General features: G+C 33.0%; 17 protein-coding genes and 1 pseudogene. 13 read left to right on the top strand and 5 right to left on the bottom strand.

Annotated elements, in window-relative coordinates:
* Positions 1-155: 155 nt before the first annotated feature.
* On the bottom strand, positions 156-3,596 hold the full coding sequence (locus tag EAG11_RS02130) for a methylmalonyl-CoA mutase family protein (protein ID WP_129537675.1): 3,441 nt from the start codon (positions 3,594-3,596) through the stop codon (positions 156-158).
* A gap of 643 nt (positions 3,597-4,239) precedes the next feature.
* Here EAG11_RS02130 and EAG11_RS02125 point away from each other — a divergent pair.
* The 3 genes from EAG11_RS02125 (at position 4,240) to purU (ending at position 6,659) form a co-directional block, all read left to right on the top strand.
* A complete protein-coding gene (locus tag EAG11_RS02125) occupies positions 4,240-4,806 on the top strand; it encodes a hypothetical protein (protein WP_129537674.1) in 567 nt (188 codons plus the stop codon).
* Between the two features lie 237 nt (positions 4,807-5,043).
* A complete protein-coding gene (locus tag EAG11_RS02120; RefSeq protein ID WP_129537673.1) occupies positions 5,044-5,763 on the top strand; it encodes a DUF4197 domain-containing protein in 720 nt (239 codons plus the stop codon).
* A 41-nt stretch (positions 5,764-5,804) separates the two neighbouring features.
* Entirely contained in the window at positions 5,805-6,659 is an 855-nt protein-coding gene (gene purU / locus EAG11_RS02115; protein WP_129537672.1) for a formyltetrahydrofolate deformylase, read from the top strand.
* Between the two features lie 1,319 nt (positions 6,660-7,978).
* Here the strand turns inward: purU and EAG11_RS02110 are convergent.
* From EAG11_RS02110 to EAG11_RS02095, 4 genes are all read right to left on the bottom strand, one after another.
* Positions 7,979-9,472, bottom strand: coding sequence for a catalase (locus tag EAG11_RS02110; RefSeq protein WP_129537671.1), 1,494 nt, complete (start codon positions 9,470-9,472; stop codon positions 7,979-7,981).
* A gap of 384 nt (positions 9,473-9,856) precedes the next feature.
* Positions 9,857-10,654, bottom strand: coding sequence for an ABC transporter substrate-binding protein (locus EAG11_RS02105; RefSeq protein ID WP_129537670.1), 798 nt, complete (start codon positions 10,652-10,654; stop codon positions 9,857-9,859).
* Between the two features lie 182 nt (positions 10,655-10,836).
* On the bottom strand, positions 10,837-11,661 hold the full coding sequence (pyrF, locus tag EAG11_RS02100) for an orotidine-5'-phosphate decarboxylase (RefSeq protein ID WP_129537669.1): 825 nt from the start codon (positions 11,659-11,661) through the stop codon (positions 10,837-10,839).
* Between the two features lie 112 nt (positions 11,662-11,773).
* Positions 11,774-13,957, bottom strand: coding sequence for a DUF5723 family protein (locus EAG11_RS02095; protein WP_129537668.1), 2,184 nt, complete (start codon positions 13,955-13,957; stop codon positions 11,774-11,776).
* Positions 13,958-14,117: 160 nt separating this feature from the next.
* Here EAG11_RS02095 and EAG11_RS02090 point away from each other — a divergent pair, with 160 nt between their 5' ends.
* The 10 genes and pseudogenes from EAG11_RS02090 to EAG11_RS02045 all read left to right on the top strand — a co-directional run bounded on the left by EAG11_RS02090 (position 14,118) and on the right by EAG11_RS02045 (position 20,859).
* Positions 14,118-14,591, top strand: a complete 474-nt coding sequence (locus EAG11_RS02090) for a Dps family protein (RefSeq protein WP_129537667.1) — start codon at positions 14,118-14,120, stop codon at positions 14,589-14,591.
* Between the two features lie 415 nt (positions 14,592-15,006).
* On the top strand, positions 15,007-15,561 hold the full coding sequence (locus EAG11_RS02085) for an AraC family transcriptional regulator (protein WP_129537666.1): 555 nt from the start codon (positions 15,007-15,009) through the stop codon (positions 15,559-15,561).
* A gap of 11 nt (positions 15,562-15,572) precedes the next feature.
* A pseudogene (locus EAG11_RS02080) lies at positions 15,573-16,021 on the top strand (response regulator).
* 142 nt (positions 16,022-16,163) lie between these two features.
* Positions 16,164-17,819 carry a CHASE3 domain-containing protein gene (locus tag EAG11_RS02075; protein ID WP_242499242.1) on the top strand — a complete coding sequence of 552 codons (1,656 nt, stop codon included), beginning with the start codon at positions 16,164-16,166 and terminating at the stop codon, positions 17,817-17,819.
* Between the two features lie 126 nt (positions 17,820-17,945).
* Positions 17,946-18,518, top strand: a complete 573-nt coding sequence (locus tag EAG11_RS02070; protein ID WP_230604898.1) for a DUF4142 domain-containing protein — start codon at positions 17,946-17,948, stop codon at positions 18,516-18,518.
* Between the two features lie 375 nt (positions 18,519-18,893).
* A complete protein-coding gene (locus EAG11_RS02065; protein WP_129537664.1) occupies positions 18,894-19,547 on the top strand; it encodes a porin family protein in 654 nt (217 codons plus the stop codon).
* An 86-nt stretch (positions 19,548-19,633) separates the two neighbouring features.
* Complete coding sequence (locus tag EAG11_RS02060; protein ID WP_129537663.1) at positions 19,634-19,786, top strand: lmo0937 family membrane protein; 153 nt, start codon at positions 19,634-19,636, stop codon at positions 19,784-19,786.
* 37 nt (positions 19,787-19,823) lie between these two features.
* On the top strand, positions 19,824-20,093 hold the full coding sequence (locus EAG11_RS02055; protein ID WP_129537662.1) for a YtxH domain-containing protein: 270 nt from the start codon (positions 19,824-19,826) through the stop codon (positions 20,091-20,093).
* Positions 20,094-20,132: 39 nt separating this feature from the next.
* A complete protein-coding gene (locus tag EAG11_RS02050) occupies positions 20,133-20,483 on the top strand; it encodes a hypothetical protein (protein WP_129537661.1) in 351 nt (116 codons plus the stop codon).
* A 34-nt stretch (positions 20,484-20,517) separates the two neighbouring features.
* Positions 20,518-20,859: a hypothetical protein gene (locus tag EAG11_RS02045; RefSeq protein WP_129537660.1), complete on the top strand. Its 342-nt coding sequence runs from the start codon at positions 20,518-20,520 to the stop codon at positions 20,857-20,859.
* Positions 20,860-21,062 lie beyond the last annotated feature (203 nt).

Genomic DNA, 21,062 nt, shown 5'->3' with positions numbered 1-21,062 from the left:
TTAACAATTCATTATATTATTATTATTTTTAAAACTTTCATTGTAAATCTACAGTTATTTATGATAACATTTTACATATCTCTATAATTCTGTTTTTTTTAACAAAAAAACCTCCCATTTCTGAGAGGTTTCTTAAAACTATAAAATCGTAATAATTACATATTCCTTCTATACTGTCCTCCTACTTCAAACAATGCCGAAGTAATTTGACCTAACGAACAAACCTTTGTAGCTTCCATTAAATGAGCGAATAGGTTTTCGTTTTTAATAGCTGCTTCCTGCAAGATATTTAAATGGTCTTTTACCGATTCTTTATGATATTCGTGTAAGTTGTTCAACATATCTATCTGATATTGTTTCTCTTCTTCGGTAGCACGAATAACCTCAGCTGGGATAACTGTTGGTGATCCTTTTGAACTCAAGAAAGTATTTACACCTACAATTGGGAAATCTCCGTTATGTTTTAAGGTTTCGTAATACAAACTTTCCTCTTGGATTTTAGAACGTTGGTACATGGTTTCCATTGCACCAAGAACTCCTCCACGCTCCGTAATACGGTCGAATTCTTGTAAAACAGCCGCTTCTACTAAATCGGTTAATTCTTCGATTATAAAAGATCCTTGTATTGGGTTTTCGTTTTTGGCTAAACCTAATTCTTTATTGATAATCAATTGTATTGCCATTGCACGACGAACTGATTCTTCGGTAGGTGTTGTAATTGCCTCATCATATGCATTGGTATGCAATGAATTACAGTTGTCATAAATTGCATATAATGCTTGCAATGTGGTACGAATATCATTAAAATCAATCTCTTGTGCGTGTAAAGAACGCCCTGAAGTCTGAATATGATATTTAAGCATTTGTGCTCTTTCGTTTGCACCATATTTAATCTTCATGGCTTTTGCCCAAATTTTACGTGCTACACGACCAATAACAGCATATTCTGGATCTACTCCATTCGAGAAAAAGAAGGATAAGTTAGGTCCGAAATCGTTGATGCTCATTCCGCGGCTCAAATAGTATTCTACGTAAGTGAATCCGTTAGAAAGCGTAAATGCTAATTGCGTGATTGGATTGGCTCCTGCCTCTGCAATATGATATCCTGAGATAGAAACCGAATAAAAGTTACGTACGTTTTGCGTAATAAAATACTCCTGAACGTCTCCCATTAATCGTAAAGCAAATTCGGTAGAGAAGATACAAGTATTCTGTGCCTGATCTTCTTTAAGAATATCGGCTTGCACCGTTCCACGTACTTGCGAAAGCGTTTTGGCTTTTATATCATTATATACATCCAAAGGTAAAACCTCATCACCAGTAACTCCCAAAAGCATTAATCCTAATCCATTATTTCCCGCTGGCAAATCGCCTTGGTATTTAGGTCTTGTGATTCCTTTTGCTGCGTATAATTTGGTGATTTTTTGTTCTACTTCTTTTTCTAAATCATTGGCTTTAATGTAATATTCACATTGTTGATCGATTGCTGCATTCATAAAGAATCCAAGCAACATTGGCGCTGGTCCATTAATAGTCATACTCACTGATGTTAAAGCATGAACTAAATCAAAACCTGAATATAGTTTTTTGGCATCATCCAGACAACAAATAGAAACTCCGGCATTTCCAATTTTACCATAAATATCTGGTCGTACATCGGGATCATTACCATATAATGTTACACTATCAAAAGCTGTTGAAAGACGTTTTGCAGGTAATCCCGCGCTCACATAATGAAAACGTTTGTTGGTTCTTTCTGGTCCACCTTCTCCAGCAAACATACGTGATGGATCTTCTCCCTCACGTTTAAAAGGATACAATCCTGATGCAAACGGAAATTCTCCTGGAACATTTTCCTGCAAACACCAACGTAAGATATCTCCCCAAGCTTCATATTTAGGTAAAGCTATTTTTGGGATTTGCTGGTGCGATAAACTTTCGGTATGTGTGGCTATTTTTATTTCCTTATCACGAACTTTAAAGCTGTAAACAGGATTTTTATATTTATTTACTTTCTCATCCCAAGTTAGGATCATCTCCCAATTGTATGGATCTAAATCCATTTTTACTTTATCGAATTGATTTAGTAAAAGATTTAAAAAGACTCTGTTTTCGTCAAGTCCTTCGACTCCGCTCAGGATGACACTATTGTCGTCGATTCCTGCCTTTGTGATTACTGGGATTTTACCCGTAACACTTTCGATGGTTTTAAAAATACCGTATAATTTTTGTGCTACTTGTTGTTGTGACAAAGCAGTTTGATCATATTTACGGTTGTTCTCTGCAATTTCAGATAAATATCGTGTTCTGTGTGGTGGAATTACGAATATTTTCTCGCTCATTTCACGAGTAATTTCGAAAGTCGATTTTAAATCTGATTCGGTTTTTTCGACAATTTTATCCATGATAGACTTATACAATGTATTCATCCCCGGATCATTAAACTGCGAAGCAATTGTTCCAAAAACAGGCATATCATCAGGATTTTTATCCCAAAGATTATGATTGCGCTGGTATTGTTTTTTCACATCACGTATTGCATCTAGCGCTCCACGTTTGTCGAATTTGTTTAATGCTACTAAATCGGCAAAATCAAGCATGTCGATTTTCTCTAATTGCGTTGCTGCTCCAAATTCTGGTGTCATTACATATAAGGAAACATCAGAATGATCCATAATCTCAGTATCTGACTGTCCGATTCCCGAAGTTTCTAAAATGATAATATCATATTTAGCCGCTTTAAGAACCTGAATCGCTTCGGCAACATATTTAGACAAAGCAAGATTTGATTGTCTGGTCGCCAACGAACGCATATAAACTCTAGAATTATTAATAGCGTTCATTCGGATTCTGTCTCCTAAAAGCGCTCCTCCTGTTTTACGCTTCGATGGATCTACAGATACAATCCCTATTGTTTTTGTTGGAAAATCAATTAAAAAACGACGAACTAACTCATCTACTAATGAAGATTTTCCCGCTCCACCTGTTCCTGTAATTCCCAGTACAGGAATTTTAGATGTAGCATTATTTTTATGTATTTTATCAAAAACAGGCTTTGCAATTTCTGGAAAATTCTCTGCTGCAGAAATCAAACGCGCAATTGCCGTTGGATTTTTATCTTCGATATGATCTATTTCATTTGTAAGTTTATCTCCAATAGGATAATCAGAACGTTGTACCAAATCATTAATCATTCCTTGTAATCCCAAAGAACGCCCATCATCTGGAGAATAAATTCTTGTTATTCCGTATTCGTGCAATTCTGCAATTTCGCTTGGCAAAATTACTCCACCTCCACCACCGAAAATTTTGATATGTCCAGCTCCTTTTTCATGAAGCAAATCATACATATATTTAAAGTATTCATTGTGACCCCCTTGATACGAAGTTAGCGCAATAGAATTTGCATCTTCCTGAATGGCTGTATTTACAACTTCTTCAACACTTCGGTCATGACCTAAATGAATTACCTCAACTCCTGTGGATTGAATAATACGGCGCATGATATTTATTGCCGCATCATGTCCATCAAAAAGTGATGCAGCGGTAACAATTCTTACTTTATTTTTAGGAATATAAGGTATTTGTGGTTCCATTTTGAGAATATGATAATTTTAGGAGAGCAATTTACAAAAAAATTTAATGATTCTTGAATCTAGTTTTAATCCTTATTAAAAAAATATTCATTTAAAATAATCTTAAAATGTATTTTTAAAGCTTAAATTTCAATTTATAGCTTTTTTCGTATATATTTGCATAAAATTTAAAGTTAATTACTAATTTAAGTCATAATAATATCACAAAAAATAACATTTTTCATAGTAACGCTTAGCAACCTAGTTTTAAAGAAATACATAAATCCTATAAATATCCTAACAGCTGTCTTCATTAAAAGTATAATAATGGCGCATTTTATGATTTAAAAGGTTTATCAAAAAAAAAGTAATTCTTTATAAGAAAACAGTTAGCGTAAGAATAGATTTTGCATTAATTACCATTCTCCCTCTCATCGTGCTATTCTCACTTATTGATTTTGTTTTTAGTATCCCTAACTAAAAACAAGATTACTATAACGTATCGGTTTTTTATAACCTATAACAGCCATAAACATTAATTACCAAAGGCACATTTGCTTTTAAAATTTGGCTAATAGCTTATAGAACTGATATTGTTTTATAGACAATTCATAAAAAATAACATCTCACGCTATAACAAATAGCAATTATAAAAATACCAGAAATGAGAAAATTCGATTTAAAAGCATTTAATAAACATAAAAAAGACAGTGCTATTTATTGCCGATATATCAAAATAAATAATAATGGAAACACCATAGAAACTTATCTTGTGTCAAACAAAGATTCCTATCAGGAAACTATTACTTATTTAAATACTCCAATAATAAAAAGATATATGTACGATAAGTACACATTAAATATGACAAAAGAAGTTACCAGTTTTTATGATTGCATTATAGGTTTTCGAAAAGAATATAATGAAGAAGGCGTACTTATAAAAGAGATAAATTACGATAGCCCATATGCGTTTAGTTGGCAAGATCTGGTACAAAAAATGAAATTGGAATATGATATTGATTTAATGGATAAGTTGGACCAGATTAAAAATAACAATTGTGTATCGTCTGTATCCAGAAATCCTAAATTAATGCAATATGATATTCGTATTCCATGCGAGAATATTCCTCATGGTATTCCTGAAGAAAGATTTGAAATCAATGCCACTACAGGCGAAGTAATCACTCATATTAAGAACAGAGGAAAAACATATCCAAATGCCAACAAATAACCAATATTACCTTTAGCCTCTAGTTGTTTTTACATTACAGTTAACTCTCCTGATACAAAACCATCTTTCCTAGCCTAGCCCCGATGGAAACGATATCCCGCACTTTTTTGGGGTGCGGATTTAGTGTACAGCGGGAACATTGTTAGTAATAAAACAAAATGTTTCTGCTCCTAAAATAAAATTGTGGCTTTGTTTTTGAATAAGTAGTATTTTTGAAACTTATAAAATTACTATTTAATGAAAAAGATTTTACTTTTAACACTTGCATTTTCTATTACATCTTATGCACAAGTGCAAGAAACGCTAAACAAATTACCTCAATTATCTTCAAAATTATCTGGCCTTGGCCGTGTTGATATTGCTTCGGGATTGAAAGAAGCTCTAGACAAAGGAATAGCGAAACAAGTAACAAAATTAACGGCTACTGATGGTTTTTATAAAAATGAAGCTGTAAAAATTCTAATGCCTGAGGAATTACAAAAAGTAGATGCTACTTTACGAAAATTCGGTCTTGGATCTCTTGCAGACGAAGGAATTAAGGTATTGAATCGCGCTGCCGAAGATGCTGTAAAAGAAGCGACACCGATATTTGTTTCGGCTGTAAAAAACATGTCGATTAATGATGCTAAATCTATTTTATTAGGTAACGAAAACGCAGCAACTACCTATTTAGAATCTAGTACTACTACTTCATTATACAGCAAATTTAATCCTGTTATTAAAGAATCTTTTAGTAAAGTTGGTGCAGATGAAATCTGGTCAAATATTATTACTAAATACAATAGTCTTCCGCTTGTAAAAAAGGTGAATACTGACTTGACCGATTACACCACTAAACAAGCTCTTGCTGGTGTTTTTAAAATGATTGCTGTAGAAGAAAAAACAATTAGAACTGATATTAACGCAAGAACTTCTCCTTTATTGAAAAAAGTATTTGCGATGCAAGATAAAAAGTAATCTAACAAATAAACAGCTAACCGACTAACCAAAAAACTACAATGCAAAAAATAACTTTTCTCATTCACTGCAAAGACCAAAAAGGTATTATTGCTGCTGTGACTAATTTTATTCTGAAAGTGGAAGGAAACATTACCTACATTGACCAGCATGTTGATGTGGAGCAAAATGTGTTTTTTATGCGACTCGAATGCGAATTAACCAATCGAAGCATTGCCATTGAGGATATAAAAACAGATTTCAAGGACTCTATTGCATCCAACTTTGAGATGTCATGGGAATTATACAATCAGGAGCAAAAGCCTAAAATGGCATTGTTTGTTTCTAAATATGACCATTGTTTATTTGATATTCTTGGACGCTATAGTGCTGATGAATTAGGTGTTGAAATCCCTGTAATCATTAGTAACCATAATGATTTAAGAGCGATTGCTGAACGTTTTGATATTCCGTTTCACTTTGTTCCGTTTACCAAAGACACTAAAGAAGAGGGGGAAAAGCAACAACTCGCATTGCTAAAAAAATATGATATCAACTTTATTGTATTAGCACGCTATATGCAAATTATCACTCCTGGGTTAATTGATCTTTACAAAAACAAAATCATAAATATCCATCACTCTTTTTTACCTGCATTTCCGGGAGCTAAACCGTACCATTCGGCTTTTAAAAGAGGAGTGAAAATTATTGGAGCAACAAGCCATTATGTAACCGAAGAACTAGATGAAGGCCCGATTATAGAACAAGATATCGCTCGTGTTTCGCACATCCATTCGGTAGATGATTTTATCATGAAAGGACGCGACCTAGAACGTATCGTACTGGCTAGAGCTATAAAACTACATGCCGAGCGCAAAACAATGGTTTATAGCAATAAAACGGTCGTTTTTTCTTAAATCCCTAAGTCGCTAAGGTTCTAAGGTTCTGAGTTTTTAATTTTTGAAGTTATTTTAGCTCGCAGATTTAAAAAAGTTTCAAGTTTCAAGTTTGAATATCTTAGAACCTCAGCGCCTTTGTCGCTTTGCAACTCAGAACCTATTTTTTTAGCTCGCAGATTTAGCAGATTCGGCAGATTTCATACTGCTTCCTTTTTTTGAATCATCAAAAAAATAAACCCGACAGATTTTAAATAACTGTCGGGTTTTATTTTATGCAAATTTTGAACCTTTTCTTTAAGTCTAAAAAAAAACTTAGAACCTTAGGATCTCAGCAACTCAGAACCTTTGTAGCTCTGAACCTATTTTTTTAGCTCGCAGATCTAAAAAAGTTTCAAGTTTCAGGTTTCAAGATCTTAGAAGCTTAGCCCTTTATCGCTTTGCAACTCAGAACCTTTGTCGCTTTGAACCTATTTTTTTAGCACGCAGATTTAAAATTGTTTCAAGTTTCAGGTTTCAAGATCTTAGAAGCTTAGCCCTTTATCGCTTTGCAACTCAGAACCTTTGAGCCTTTGCAACTTTGAGCCTTTGCAGCTCTGAACCTTTGTCGCTTTGCAACTCAGAACCTATTTTTTTAGCTCGCAGATTTAGCAGATTCAGCAGATTTCATATTGCTTCCTTTTTTTGAATCATCATAAAAAATAAACCCGACAGATTTTAAATAACTGCCGGGTTTTGTTTTATGCAAGTTTTGTGTCTTTCTTCAAGTCTAAAAAAACTCAGAACCTTTGAGCCTTTGCAACTTTGAACCTTTGTCGCTTTAACCTTTGTAGCTCTGAACCTATTTTTTTAGCTCGCAGATTTAAAATTGTTTCAAGTTTCAAGTTTCAAGATCTTAGAAGCTTAGCCCTTTATCGCTTTGCAACTCAGAACCTTTGAGCCTTTGCAACTTTGAGCCTTTGTCGCTTTGAACCTATTTTTTTAGCTCGCAGATTTAAAATTGTTTCAAGTTTCAGGTTTCAAGATCTTAGAAGCTTAGCCCTTTATCGCTTTGCAACTCAGAACCTTTGAGCCTTTGCAACTTTGAGCCTTTGTCGCTTTGTCGCTCTGAACCTATTTTTTAGCTCGCAGATTTAGCAGATTCGGCAGATTTCATACTATTCCCTTTTTTTGAATCATCAAAAAAATAAACCCGACAGATTTTAAAAAACTGTCGGGTTTTGTTTTATGCAAGTTTTGTGTCTTTCTTTAAGTCTAAAAAAACTCAGAACCTTAGAACCTCAGCAACTCAGAACCTTTGTAGCTTTGAACCTTTAAGCCTCTGCAACTCTAAAAAAAAATTATCTCACTTCTATCAACAATCTTGGATCACTAAAGTTATTTACTTCATCCATTGTCATTCCTAATGCGTTTGCTACACCTTCTCCATAAGCTGGATCGGCTTTAAAGCAGTTACGAATGTGTCTTACTTGTATAAACTTTTGTGCTCCTCCTACTTGTGCCGCTGTGTTTTTAAACAAAAACTGTTTTTTATCGTCGGTCATTAAGCGGAATAACTTTCCTGGTTGAGAGAAATAATCATTATCATCTTCTCTAAAATTATGAGCGTATGCATCTCCATGAATTGACAATGGCGGTTCTTTGTATTCTGGTTGTTCCTGCCATTTACCGAAACTATTAGGCTCATAATGTTTTTTACTTCCGTAATTTCCATCTACACGCATAGCGCCATCACGGTGGAAACTATTCACTGGACATTTGGCTGCATTAACAGGAATCTGTGCATTATTTACCCCTAAACGATAACGGTGAGCATCACCATAAGAAAACAAACGAGCTTGTAACATTTTATCTGGCGAATATCCGATTCCGGGAACTATATTCGCAGGATTAAAGGCTGCTTGCTCTACTTCGGCAAAATAGTTATCTGGATTTCTGTTTAATTCAAATTCTCCAACTGGGATAAGTGGAAAATCTCCTTTTAACCAAACTTTTGTTAAGTCGAATGGGTGGTATTTATACGTTTTAGCTTGCTCCTCGGTCATGATTTGCACAGATAATTTCCATTTTGGAAAATCTTTTCTTTCGATAGCTTCAAACAAATCTCTTTGGTGGCTTTCTCTGTCGTTTCCAACTAGTTTTGCCGCTTCTTCATCGGATAGGTTTTCAATTCCTTGTTGTGTTACAAAGTGAAATTTAACCCAATGTCTTTCATTTTTATCATTGATAAAACTAAAGGTATGGCTTCCGAATCCGTGCATTTGACGATATGATTTAGGAATACCTCTATCACTCATTACAATTGTTACTTGATGCAATGCTTCAGGCAATAATGTCCAGAAATCCCAATTGTTATCGGCACTTCTTAAATTTGTTTGTGGATCACGTTTTACTGCGTGATTTAAGTCAGGAAATTTCATCGGATCACGGAAAAAGAATACAGGAGTATTGTTTCCTACTAAATCCCAATTTCCTTGATTAGTATAGAACTTCATGGCAAAACCACGAATATCTCTTTCTGCATCTGCCGCACCTCTTTCACCTGCTACAGTTGAAAAACGAACAAACATGTCTGTTTTTTTTCCTATTTCAGAAAAGATATCGGCTTTAGTATATTGAGTAATATCATGAGTTACGGTAAATGTTCCGTATGCAGCAGATCCTTTAGCATGCATTCTTCTCTCAGGAATTACCTCTCGGTCAAAATGTGCCATTTTCTCTAAAAACCAAAAATCTTGCAATAATACCGGACCACGTGGTCCTGCAGTCATTATGTTTTGATTGTCTGGTACAGGCGTTCCTGTTGCCGTGGTAAGTTTGTCTTTCGATTCCATAAGTAACAAATTTTAATGATTATATTCAAAGGTAACGTACTTGTAGTTATAAACAAAATTGATTGTTTTTATATTCCGATAGCTATATGCTATTCAATAGTATTAAATTACTATATTTTATACATACCTAAAAGTAATCAAAAAAAGTTAACTTATGTACAACAAAGTAATAACAAAACCTTAACAGCATAACGTTGGCTTATGTCTGATCTTTGCAATGTAATAAACTGGTTATTTATTATTTTGGTTTTGGTTAGTTAAATGATTGTCGGCATCTTGGTTAGATGCCGGCTTTTTTTATGCATTATTTTAAAAGCATACAAAATCTCGCTTCCTATTGAAGTGTTAGGAATTCTTTATTTAAATATAAATTTTAAAAGTAAATTATTGCAAGCGCTCGTGCATTTGCTTAAAATAAGAGAATGCTTTTAGCAATCGGGTTCCATACCACGAAAACATCTCTCCATCTACAAAAACAGTTTTGGCATGATGCGTAAATCGTCCAATCTCGAATGCGTCTTCTTCTTTAAACGGATACGGTTCTGAGGATAACAAAACGACATCTGGATCGCCCTCTAAGCGCATTTTCTTAAGTTCTATTTCGGGATAGCGTCCTTTATCCGAATATATATTTGTAAAATGATTCAGTTTTAGCAACTCGTTTATATAATTATCCGAACCTGCTACCATAAAAGGGTTCTTCCAGATAAAATAAGCGGCTTTTTTAAATGGCTTGTCTTTTATGTAGATTTTAAAATCTTGCAATCCAAAAGCCAATTTATCATTCCATTTTTGTGCTTCGGTTCTACGATTAAACAATTGCCCAAAATCGGTAATCATCTGGAAATTATCTTCGATAGTTAAAATATTAGTTACCCAAACTGGACATATCTCTGATAGTTGATCTACAATTTCCTTTGTATTTTCTTCTTTATTACAAATGATAATATCTGGATTCAGTAATCGGATTTTCTCGTAATGCACTTTTTTTGTTCCACCAACCATTTTCTTAGTTGATTTTAAGTGATACGGATGTACACAAAACTTCGTTATTCCAACAATACTATCTTCGAGTCCTAAATCATAAAGCAATTCGGTTTGCGAAGGAACAAGTGAGATAATTCTTTTTGGAGCAGTTTCAAAAGAATGCGAAGTACCGATTTGATCGATTAATTGTTTCAAAAGGAGATTTTTTGTTAAAAAAATTAAGGTTTCAGATTTACCTGGTTTCAAGTTTCAAGTTTTTTTAGTTTCAGGTTTCAGGTTTAACCGCAAAGTTCGCTAAGCTTTATGCTCTTTGCGTATCGAGGTTGCCAATATTTGCAGTATTTTTTTAGGTGCATAACAACTTGAAACCTGAACCTTTAAACTTTTTTACTACTCATAATCTCTTCCATTTCTTGTTGCATTTTTAGAGCTTCTTCTCTTGCTTTCTCTGCAAAGTCTGTCCCTTTTGATGCGTAGATAATGGCACGAGACGAATTAATAAGCAATCCTATTTTATCGTTCATTCCGTATTTACATACTTCTGATAGGCTTCCACCTTGTGCACCTACTCCCGGAACTAGCAAAAAGCTATCTGGAACAATCTTACGGATTTCGGTAAAATATTCGGCTTTGGTAGCTCCTACCACATACATTAAGTTCTCGCTATTCTTCCATGTTTTAGAAGTTTCTAGAACTTGTTTGTATAATTCTGTTCCGTTAGTAATTAAGGTCTGAAAATCGAATGCGCCTTCATTAGATGTTAACGCTAACATTATGGTGTGCTTGTTTTCGAATGCCAAGAAAGGCTCAACTGAGTCTTTTCCCATATATGGTGCAACTGTAACACTATCAAAATTTAAATCTTCAAAAAAAGCTTTGGCATACATACTTGATGTATTTCCGATATCACCACGTTTAGCATCTGCAATTGTAAAAATATCTGGATGCTTCTCATTTATATAGTTGATTGTTTTTTGCAACGACAACCATCCCTTTATTCCGTAGGCTTCATAAAAAGCAGTATTGGGTTTGTAAGCAATAGCCAGATCGTGTGTTGCGTCGATTATAACTTTATTAAATTCAAAAATAGGATCTTCTGTTTCTAAAAGATGTTCTGGAATTTTAGTTAAATCAACATCTAAACCGATGCATAAAAATGATTTTTTTAAAAGAATTTGTTCGTGTAGTTGTTGTGTTGTCATGCTTGTTTTTTTAGCCTTCTAATTCATAATAAATAATTCTTTTTAGAAAGTATGCAAAAATAAAAAAAGCCACTCAATTAAGAATGGCTTTTTACTATTATATTCACTTCGTTTACAAATTGCCTAGATAAACAATTTCTGTTCTTCTGTTTTCAGCTCTTCCTGCTGCTGTTTTATTTGACTTAACTGGTTTTGAAGCTCCAAATCCTTGAGAAGTTAAATTAGCAGGATTTACTCCTTTAGCAATTAAGAAATCCATAACTGCTTTTGCTCTAGCTTCTGATAATTTTTGGTTAAATTTAGGATTCCCTACATTATCAGTATGTCCGTTAATTGCAAACTTAGCATTTGGATAGTTTTTCAAAATTTCTTTGATAGCTTCTAATCTTTTTGATGTTTCTTCTTTTTTTGCTTCACTTAATGTCGCTTTACCTGTTTCAAAGAAGATTGACTTAGCTTCTACCTTCAATTGTTCTAATGTAGTTTTAGAAACTTTAGGACAACCTTTATTCTCTATCGGTCCTGCAAGTAAAGGGCATTCATCTTCATTATCTGGAATACCATCTTTATCTGCATCTAGAACTGGACAACCTTTATTCTCTGCTAATCCAGCAACAGTTGGACAAGCATCATCTTTATCTAAAACTCCATCTCCGTCTGTATCTGGCCAAGGGCATCCTTTATTCGCTACTGGGCCTGCAACTGTTGGACAAGCGTCAACATTATCCAATAAGGTATCTCCATCGCTATCTTTCCAAGGGCATCCTTTGTTTTCTATTGGACCCGCAACATTAGGACAAGCATCATCTTTATCAAAAACACCATCTTTATCTGTATCTGGCCAAGGACAACCATTATTTTCTACTGGTCCTGCTACTTTTCTGCAAGCATCATCTTTATCTATAACTCCATCCTCATCGGTATCCTTAAATTTCTTTTGGTAAACTGGAATTTTCATTCCAAGGTGAAAATCTGCTGCTTTTGATTCTTTTGAAACCAAATTAGTTAGCACTGAACCTGATCCAACAAAGAAAGCTCCTACTCGAATTCCTGAACCTACTTGCATTCCGCTGTATTCCATCCAAGTCATTGGCACGTAAAAACTAAACCATCTGCTTTCGTAACGAGGCGTTAAACTTACTCTATTAGCAATAGTAACTGCATTAACCTTATCCGCATTAACCATATTAATGTCTCCGTTAAGATTAAGGTAGAATTTGTTATACATATTCCAATCTATATCAGCATGAATCGCTGTAGGTAAATTTGTTTTTCTTCCTTTTGTGCTTGATGTTTTATTGTAATTATCATTTAAAAAATCATATATATTACCTATATCATCAATCATCTCTTGCGTAACTACTCCTGTAACATTGTACGTATCTTGTTTTGCGTTTCTATAATTTATAGATCCAATGTCTGTAACAGATAATCCAAATCGTAATTTATACTTATTTAAATCTCTAAAATTATTATCTGTCGGTTTTGCTTTGCTTAGATCATATTTATCATAATCTGGTCTCCATTCGTAAACAAGTCCTAGATCAAATCCAAATCCTTTTGAGTTAGCATCGAAATCATATTTTGAATTAGCTTCAAAATCTTGACTTGCTCCTATTGTAATTTCTCCTGTAGAAGCAAGAACACCTGCTTTAGGATTTGCAGCATTTTCAACATAAGCAACACTAACATCATTTGCATGAACATATCCATTTACACCACCTTGCAAATACTTAGCTGTTAAACCTCCTTTTAAGAAGTGTTGGTCTTTTTGATACAAAACAGTAGCATAAGAAACACCTAATTCTGCCCAAGTGTTTGAAGCTCCATTTACATCACCTGCATTAAAATTAAAATTACCTGATTGGTCTAAACCATCTTTAACCTGATCTACAAGATATCCGTTAACGTTTCTGACATTACTTATAGATCTTGCTCTTGTAAATACTGCCAAGGTATGCTTTGGCGCAATATTAAACATAAAAGAAGGTCCCATAATATCAAAATTCGCAAAACCATTGTTTGCATTAGATGCCGTTATTTTTGACTGACTATTAAAATCATATCCATCTTTATAAACATCAAAAAGGCGAACTCCATACAAATCATTTTGTACCGAACCGCTAATAGAAAACAAATTAACATCTGTTTTAAAACGAGAATCGGCTATAGAAGCAGGATTAAAAAGCACACTTTGTACACCTGCATAATTATCATGAAAATAACCCATATAAGATTGGGCTTTGGATGCGAAAGAAGTAATAAAAAGCAATAAAATAAGTAGTTGTTTTTTCATTCAAATTAGGTTTAAAATTAAATTGGCGGCAAAACTACAATATTAGATCCATTAAGAGACTACCCAAACATTGAATTCATATAACTTTTATTACAAATAATGTAAAATAAAAAACGAGTATCGTTTTAACTTTGGAAAATGCCCTAAAAAAATATTTTACATGAAACCCCATATAGGAATATCCTCAAAAGATTTAAAGAAAAGTGCCGACATTTTAACTTCAATTCTATCAAATGAAATGATTTTGTATGTAAAAACGAGAAAGTTTCACTGGAACATATCTGGAAATAGTTTTATGGAATTACATAAATTATTTGAAGACCAGTACAGCGTTTTAGAAACAATTATCGATGAAGTTGCCGAAAGAATTAATCTGCTTGGAGAAAAAACAATCGGAACTATGACTGAATTTATTGGTAATTCGACATTAAAAGAATTCCCTAATAGATACCCTTCTCAAAAAGAAATGCTAACTGAATTACTAGAAAATCACGAACAAGTTATCGTTGAACTTAGAAAGTACATTCCTGCATTTGAAAATGAAAATCACGATATAGGTTCTGCCGATTTTATAACTGGATTACTCGAACAACACGAAAAAATGTCTTGGATAATACGCCGTTACCTAAGTTAAATTTTGTCTTAGGAAAGGTTCAAAGCTTTCAAAGGTACTGAGGTTCTGAGTTATTAAGGTGCTAAGAAATCATCCTTCGACTCCGCTTTGAATGAGACTAAAAACTGAGACCATTCTTCGACTCCACTCAGGATGACGCTAAAATTGAAAACTAAAAACTTCTGAAAACGGAGACTGTCTTTCGTCTCCGCTCTGGATGACACTGCGACTGAAACACAAGAAGAAATACATAAAATCACTTCGGATTTGTAAGAGCTTTTTCACTCAATTGTAATACCGCTAATTAAAAATTTAGGCGGTATTTTTTTGCCATGATAAAAAATCAATGTTCACTGACATATACTTACACTACCCTAATTTTATTACTTTATTTATCTATCTTTTTTTATCTATCTTTAGCAATATTTTTTAAGCAATGAAGTTATTTATTAAGTTTGATATTAATACTGTTTGTTCTCAATTTTTGAAAGAGAAATTGAATGAACGACAAATAAATTATACCCCTTTAGGTTTTGGAGAAATCGAATTAGAAAAGAACCTAACATCGGAAGAATTAGATTGTATGAAGAATGATTTAGAACCTTTTGGCCTGGAAATTGTAGAGAATCAAAAGAGTGTTCTGGTACAAAAAATAAAAGACGCCATTATTGAGATGGTTTTTATGGATGAGAACGGAAACAATTTAAAAAGTTCTGTGTATTTGGCCGAGAAATTAAATCATAGTTACGGATATTTATCGAATGTTTTTTCGGAAGTAACCTATTCATCTATTGAGAATTTCATCATTTTACAAAAAATCGAACGAGCCAAACACCTCATTATTATAAATGAAATGAGTTTAACCGAAATTGCATTTTTACTCAATTACTCAAGTGTTGCGCACTTAAGTACACAGTTTAAAAATACAACAGGAATTACACCTTCGGCATTTCAGCGAATTATAAAAAAACGACGCGAAAATTTAAAATAACTATATAATAAATGCAAAAAAACGCATTACATATTTTACTGGCGGATGATGATGAAGATGATCGCCTTTTTTTCAAAGATGCCTTTGAAGAAGTAAAAATACAGACCAAAGTTCAATTTGCACACGATGGCATGGAATTAATGGAGCATTTAATGCATCCAGAAACCATATTACCTGATATTTTATTTCTGGATTTAAATATGCCTAAAAAAACAGGTAAAGAATGTTTGATGGAAATAAAAAAATGGACCATTTAAAACATTTAATTATTGCCATTTACTCCACCTCCTCATCAGAAGAGGATATAGAAGATACTTTTATACAAGGAGCAAATATTTACATTAAAAAACCAAGCACTTTTGATGCTTTAAAAAAAATAATTAATGAAGTTGTAACTCTAAACTGGCATTATCACACTTCGGGCTTGAACCGTGATACCTTTTTGTTACGCTTAAAATAATTAAAACCGGATGAAATTGATACCCAATTTTAATTCCCCGCTTGCGTTGAGGATTATTTTTGCAATATCGATATTTATTTTATTATTTATTACGTCGGTATCTTACAAACACAATCGTGACTTGCAGAATTCCAGCAAGTTAATGATGCATACCTATGAAATAAACATTCAATTAGAGCGATTACTATCGTTTGTAAAAGACGCAGAAACAGGTCAAAGAGGCTATATAATAACCAAAAATAGCCGCTTCCTTGCGCCTTATCTTTTTTCTCGTGATAAAGTAAACAGATCCTTTATTAAGCTAAAAAAGCTAGTAGATGATAATCCTAAACAACAACAAAATCTTAAAAATCTTTTCGATTTAATTATCCAGCGCTATACCTATCTTGAAGGTTCTTTAAAATACAGCAACGAAAAAACCTATGATAAAAGAAAACTAGACAACTGTATGTTTGGCGGACGGATTGTAATGGAAAATATTCGTTTTCAAATAGATGAGATGAACGATGTTGAAAAAGATATTTTACAGAAAAGGCAAAAAATTTACCAGAGTGAAATCTCATTAACTCCCATTTTTTCTATCATCTTATTTCTGGTAGCACTTTCATTTATATTACTCTCTTACAGACAAATTAGCAATGATATCGACCGATTGAAAGTTTTTAATAAAAAGCTTTTAATTTCCAGCAAGCTTATGGCCGAATCTGAGATAATTGGTGCTTTTAGTACCTGGCAATGGGATATGGAGACTGATAATATTGTGTACTCCGATAATCAATATCGTTTATTAGGCCATGCCCCTAACTCATTTGTACCAGAAAAAGATACGTTTTTAAAGTACGTGCATCCCGAAGACAAACAAGCTTTCTCAACCTTAATGCAAGGTATTATTGAGAATAAGCAACTCCCGCTTATATATTATAAAGTTATTCGAAAAAACAATGAAATTAGATACTTCAAGTCTATCGGAAAACTTTTGATAGATGAACAAGGAAGCAAAATAATGTTGGGAATAACATTTGATATTACTGAGGAGCATTTTCAGAATATTGCTATATACGAACGTAATAAAGAACTTGAAAAAAGCAATAAAGAACTAGCTTCATTCAATCATGTTGCGAGTCATGACTTGCAAGAACCGCTTAGAAAAATACAAACATTTATCTCCAGAATTTCTGATGACGATATGAATTCTTTATCTGAAAACGGAAAAGGCTATATTCTAAAAATAGGAGCTTCTGCCAAAAGAATGCGCATTTTAATTGATGATCTCTTACTCTTTTCTAGAACAAATACAACCAAGAAAGAGTTCTTAAAAATGAATTTGAATGACTTACTCGAAAAAGCAAAGCTAGAGTTGTCTGAAATAATTCAGGAAAAAAATGCTGTTATATTATCTGATAAGTTACCAAAACTAAAAGTCATTCCTTATCAAATAGAGCAACTATTCATTAACCTGATAAATAATTCTATAAAATACAGCAAGCCAAATGTTTCTCCTGAAATCAGTATCTCATGTGAAAAAATAGCGTCTAAAGAATTTCCTGATTTACTAGAGCAGTCTATAAAAAAATATTACAAGATCACTTTTACCGATAACGGAATGGGATTTGACCCGCAATTTAAGGAAACGATCTTTGTATTGTTCCAGCGCCTACATAGCAAGACAGACGAATATCCTGGAACTGGAATTGGATTAGCTATTTGCAAAAAAATTGTCGAAAACCACAAAGGACACATTATAGCCGACAGTACACCGAACAAAGGCTCGGTTTTTACTATTTTTCTACCCGAATAATCTCTTATAATTTTACTATTCATCGTTATATAATTCATTTTATGGGAATTATATAACGATTCTTTTTTATGCTGTAAAGCAAAAACTGTATATCGGTTGCATCTTTGTAATATAAACTTTTAGCAAGTGAAAATCCACACTGTGTTACCAACTAAATATTTGCTTATTAAAGCAATTTTTGTCTTTGCAATTTTGACTACTATGCTGTCATGCAAAAAAAATGAAGCTTTTGAAAAAACGCCAGATAATGAAATTTTTTCAAAAAATAATTCGGAAGAAATAGATGCTTATTTTTTAATCGCTACAGCAAATATTAGTAAGGCTATAATATCAAAAAGTCAAATTGCTCAACAAAAATGCCAAGATGAAAAAATTAAAAGGTTAAGTAGTAAAATTGAAACAAATCAAAATGAAATGCTTCATGAAATAACAAGATTGGCCAGTAAAAAGCTTGTTATTATTATAAACACAGATGAAAAGCAGTCTAACAATGATTTATACTCATTAATAGACGCCACTAAAGCCAATTTTGACAAAGCTTATATCGATTTAATAATCGAATCTATTAGTGACCAGATTGAACTGCTAAAATCTATTACAAGAGAGACAAATGATACCGATATTATAAAACTATCGATTAAATATTTGCCTACACAATACCGCTTTCTAGACGAATCGAGAGCACTGAAAAAAGAATAACATTTTTACACCTTGTGTGTAATTTACAAAGTTTGTTCAACACATAAAACACCCATTTTAAAATTAAAAATGTTTCAAGAAAATTATTTTTCTTGATGTGGTCTTATAGTGCTTTATTTCAAGCAAAACGTTCTTAAAAAAGTTGTCAATCATAAAAAGTTAGATGCAATTCGTAAGATATTTTTCAACTCATAGCCTATGCAAATTATTCTAAGCGAAACATCTTATTTATGCTTGGCGAAATCATATTCAAAACAGTAACAAACAATAAATTAAACAGAATATTATAGCCTTAAAACAATTGAATTAAACGAATTAAGATTTTTTTAATAGTACCCCCAATAATTAATGTCTAAGCCATAAAATTAAAAAACTATGAAAAACAAAGCCCAATTATTATACGCACTTACCGTATTTATCGCTACTTCTTTTGGAATTTTAAATGCTCAAAGCACTCCCGTTGGACCTGAATTCGGGATTAAAGGTGGAGCAAATATGTCTAACCTATATTCTGGTGACGTCGATGACAAGAATGCTATATATGGTTTTAATGCCGGATTTTACGCAGCATTTCCGATCTCAGATAATATATTTATACAACCCGAAATACTATACACAACAAAGGGTGCAGAACTAGAATACAATAGTGACTTCGTAAGCGGAGTAGGTCGTTTTAGACTGAATTACATTGAAGTTCCTTTATTGGTAAAATTCAAGTTAACACAAAACTTCAATATTCATGTAGGTGGTTACGCCTCTTATTTAGTAGATGGCAAAGTTACCAACGAATCTAGTGCTGGTGGAGCATTTGATTTTGAAGAAAACATTAATGCTGATGATTTTAACCGATTCGACGCTGGATTATCTGCAGGTGTCGGAGTCGATTTTGATCCCCTGAGCATAGGATTACGTTACAATTACGGATTAACAACCGTAGGAAAAGAACGCAGTTTCTTAGGAACTAACTATACTTTTCCTGATGCAAAAAATAGTAATTTAAGCTTATACGTTTCCTATAAATTGAATTAACCTCAAAGGGGCAATTCGCATAAAACTTATTTAGCGTAAATTATAAATTAAGCATTCCCCATTATTAACCCTTAAATACAAATGTCATGTCAAATTTATTATACACCATTGCCATTATTTTAGTTATTCTGTGGGCCTTAGGTTTCTTTGTTTACAGCCTGGGAAGTATTATCCACATCTTATTGATTATTGCGGTTATCGCAGTGCTTTTAAGACTAATTAAAGGCAAAGAAGTTTAGAAACAAATTATATTATTAAACATTAAATACAAATATTATGAAAACGAGTAACACCATTTTAGGAATTATTGGAGCAGCAGCAGCTGGAGCATTATTAGGAGTATTGTTTGCACCAGATAAAGGATCAAAAACCAGACAAAAAATAGCTGACAAAAGCAAAGATTATAAAGACGAAATCAAAGGTAAATTAGAAAATATCGCAAGCACTATTTCTACAAATGGTAAAGATCTGATGAATCAGGGAAAAGCCAAATACAATAATGCCAAAGCCGAAGTAAGCGACGGAATTGAACACGTAACTAATTAAGAAGAAATGTGATTCTTTTTAACAATCAAATACCACCATATGGAAACTAAAGCAACAACAACCGATACTCTTTTTGATAAAGCCGAGAATTATACCAAAACAAGTTTTGAATTATTGAAACTTAAATCGGTATCAATATCCGCCAATGTGCTTTCGTCATTAACATCACAAATTATTGTAGCGATTGTTGTTGCTTTTTTTAGTTTGTTCTTCAACATTGGTCTTAGTTTATTGATAGGCAAACTCCTTGGCGAATATTATTATGGCTTTTTCATATTGGCATTAGCCTATTTAATTCTTGCTATTGTATTATTCAAAAAACAAGACAAATGGATTAAAGGTCCGATCGGAAACATCATAATTTCGCTTTTATTGAAAAAACGGAATTAAAATGTCTTGAAATTAATCTTAAAACCAATTTCTTATGAGAACCAATACCGCTACCGATGATTTAAATCAAATGATTTTGCAATTAAAAAATCAGCAAGAAGCCGAATGGATTGATTTAAAAGAAAAATTTCATGATTTTAAGGAAGATCTTAAACCTCTGAATATTATAAAAAATACACTGGAGGAAATTAATGAGGGCATCGACATAAAAAGTAATTTACTGAAATCTATCTTTAGTATTGGTGCTGGATATTTATCTAAAAAGATTGTAATTGGAAGCACACGGAACAAAATAACTAGCTTTTTTGGCTCGATGTTTCAACTGGCAGTTACTAATTTTATTTCGAGAAAAACAGCAAGTAGTAGTAAAGAGTAATGATAAAGGATTTAACCGCAAAGAGTGCAAAGCTATATCTGAAACTAACCGCAAAGAGCGCAAAGCTTTCAGACTTAGCACCTCAGAACCTTAGCGTCTTAAAAAAAAGTATTCTCATAGTATATTACTTCTTTATCCGTTTTACTTTATAAACGGTTAATTGAGTAAATGCTCTCACTATATAGTAACACTGCAATTAGTAA

The sequence above is a fragment of the Flavobacterium sp. 140616W15 genome, assembly GCF_003668995.1.
In the GTDB taxonomy this organism is placed as follows: Bacteria; Bacteroidota; Bacteroidia; order Flavobacteriales; family Flavobacteriaceae; genus Flavobacterium.
Note: the sequence above shows the minus strand (reverse complement) of the source record. Positions and strands in the feature narration are given on the sequence as shown.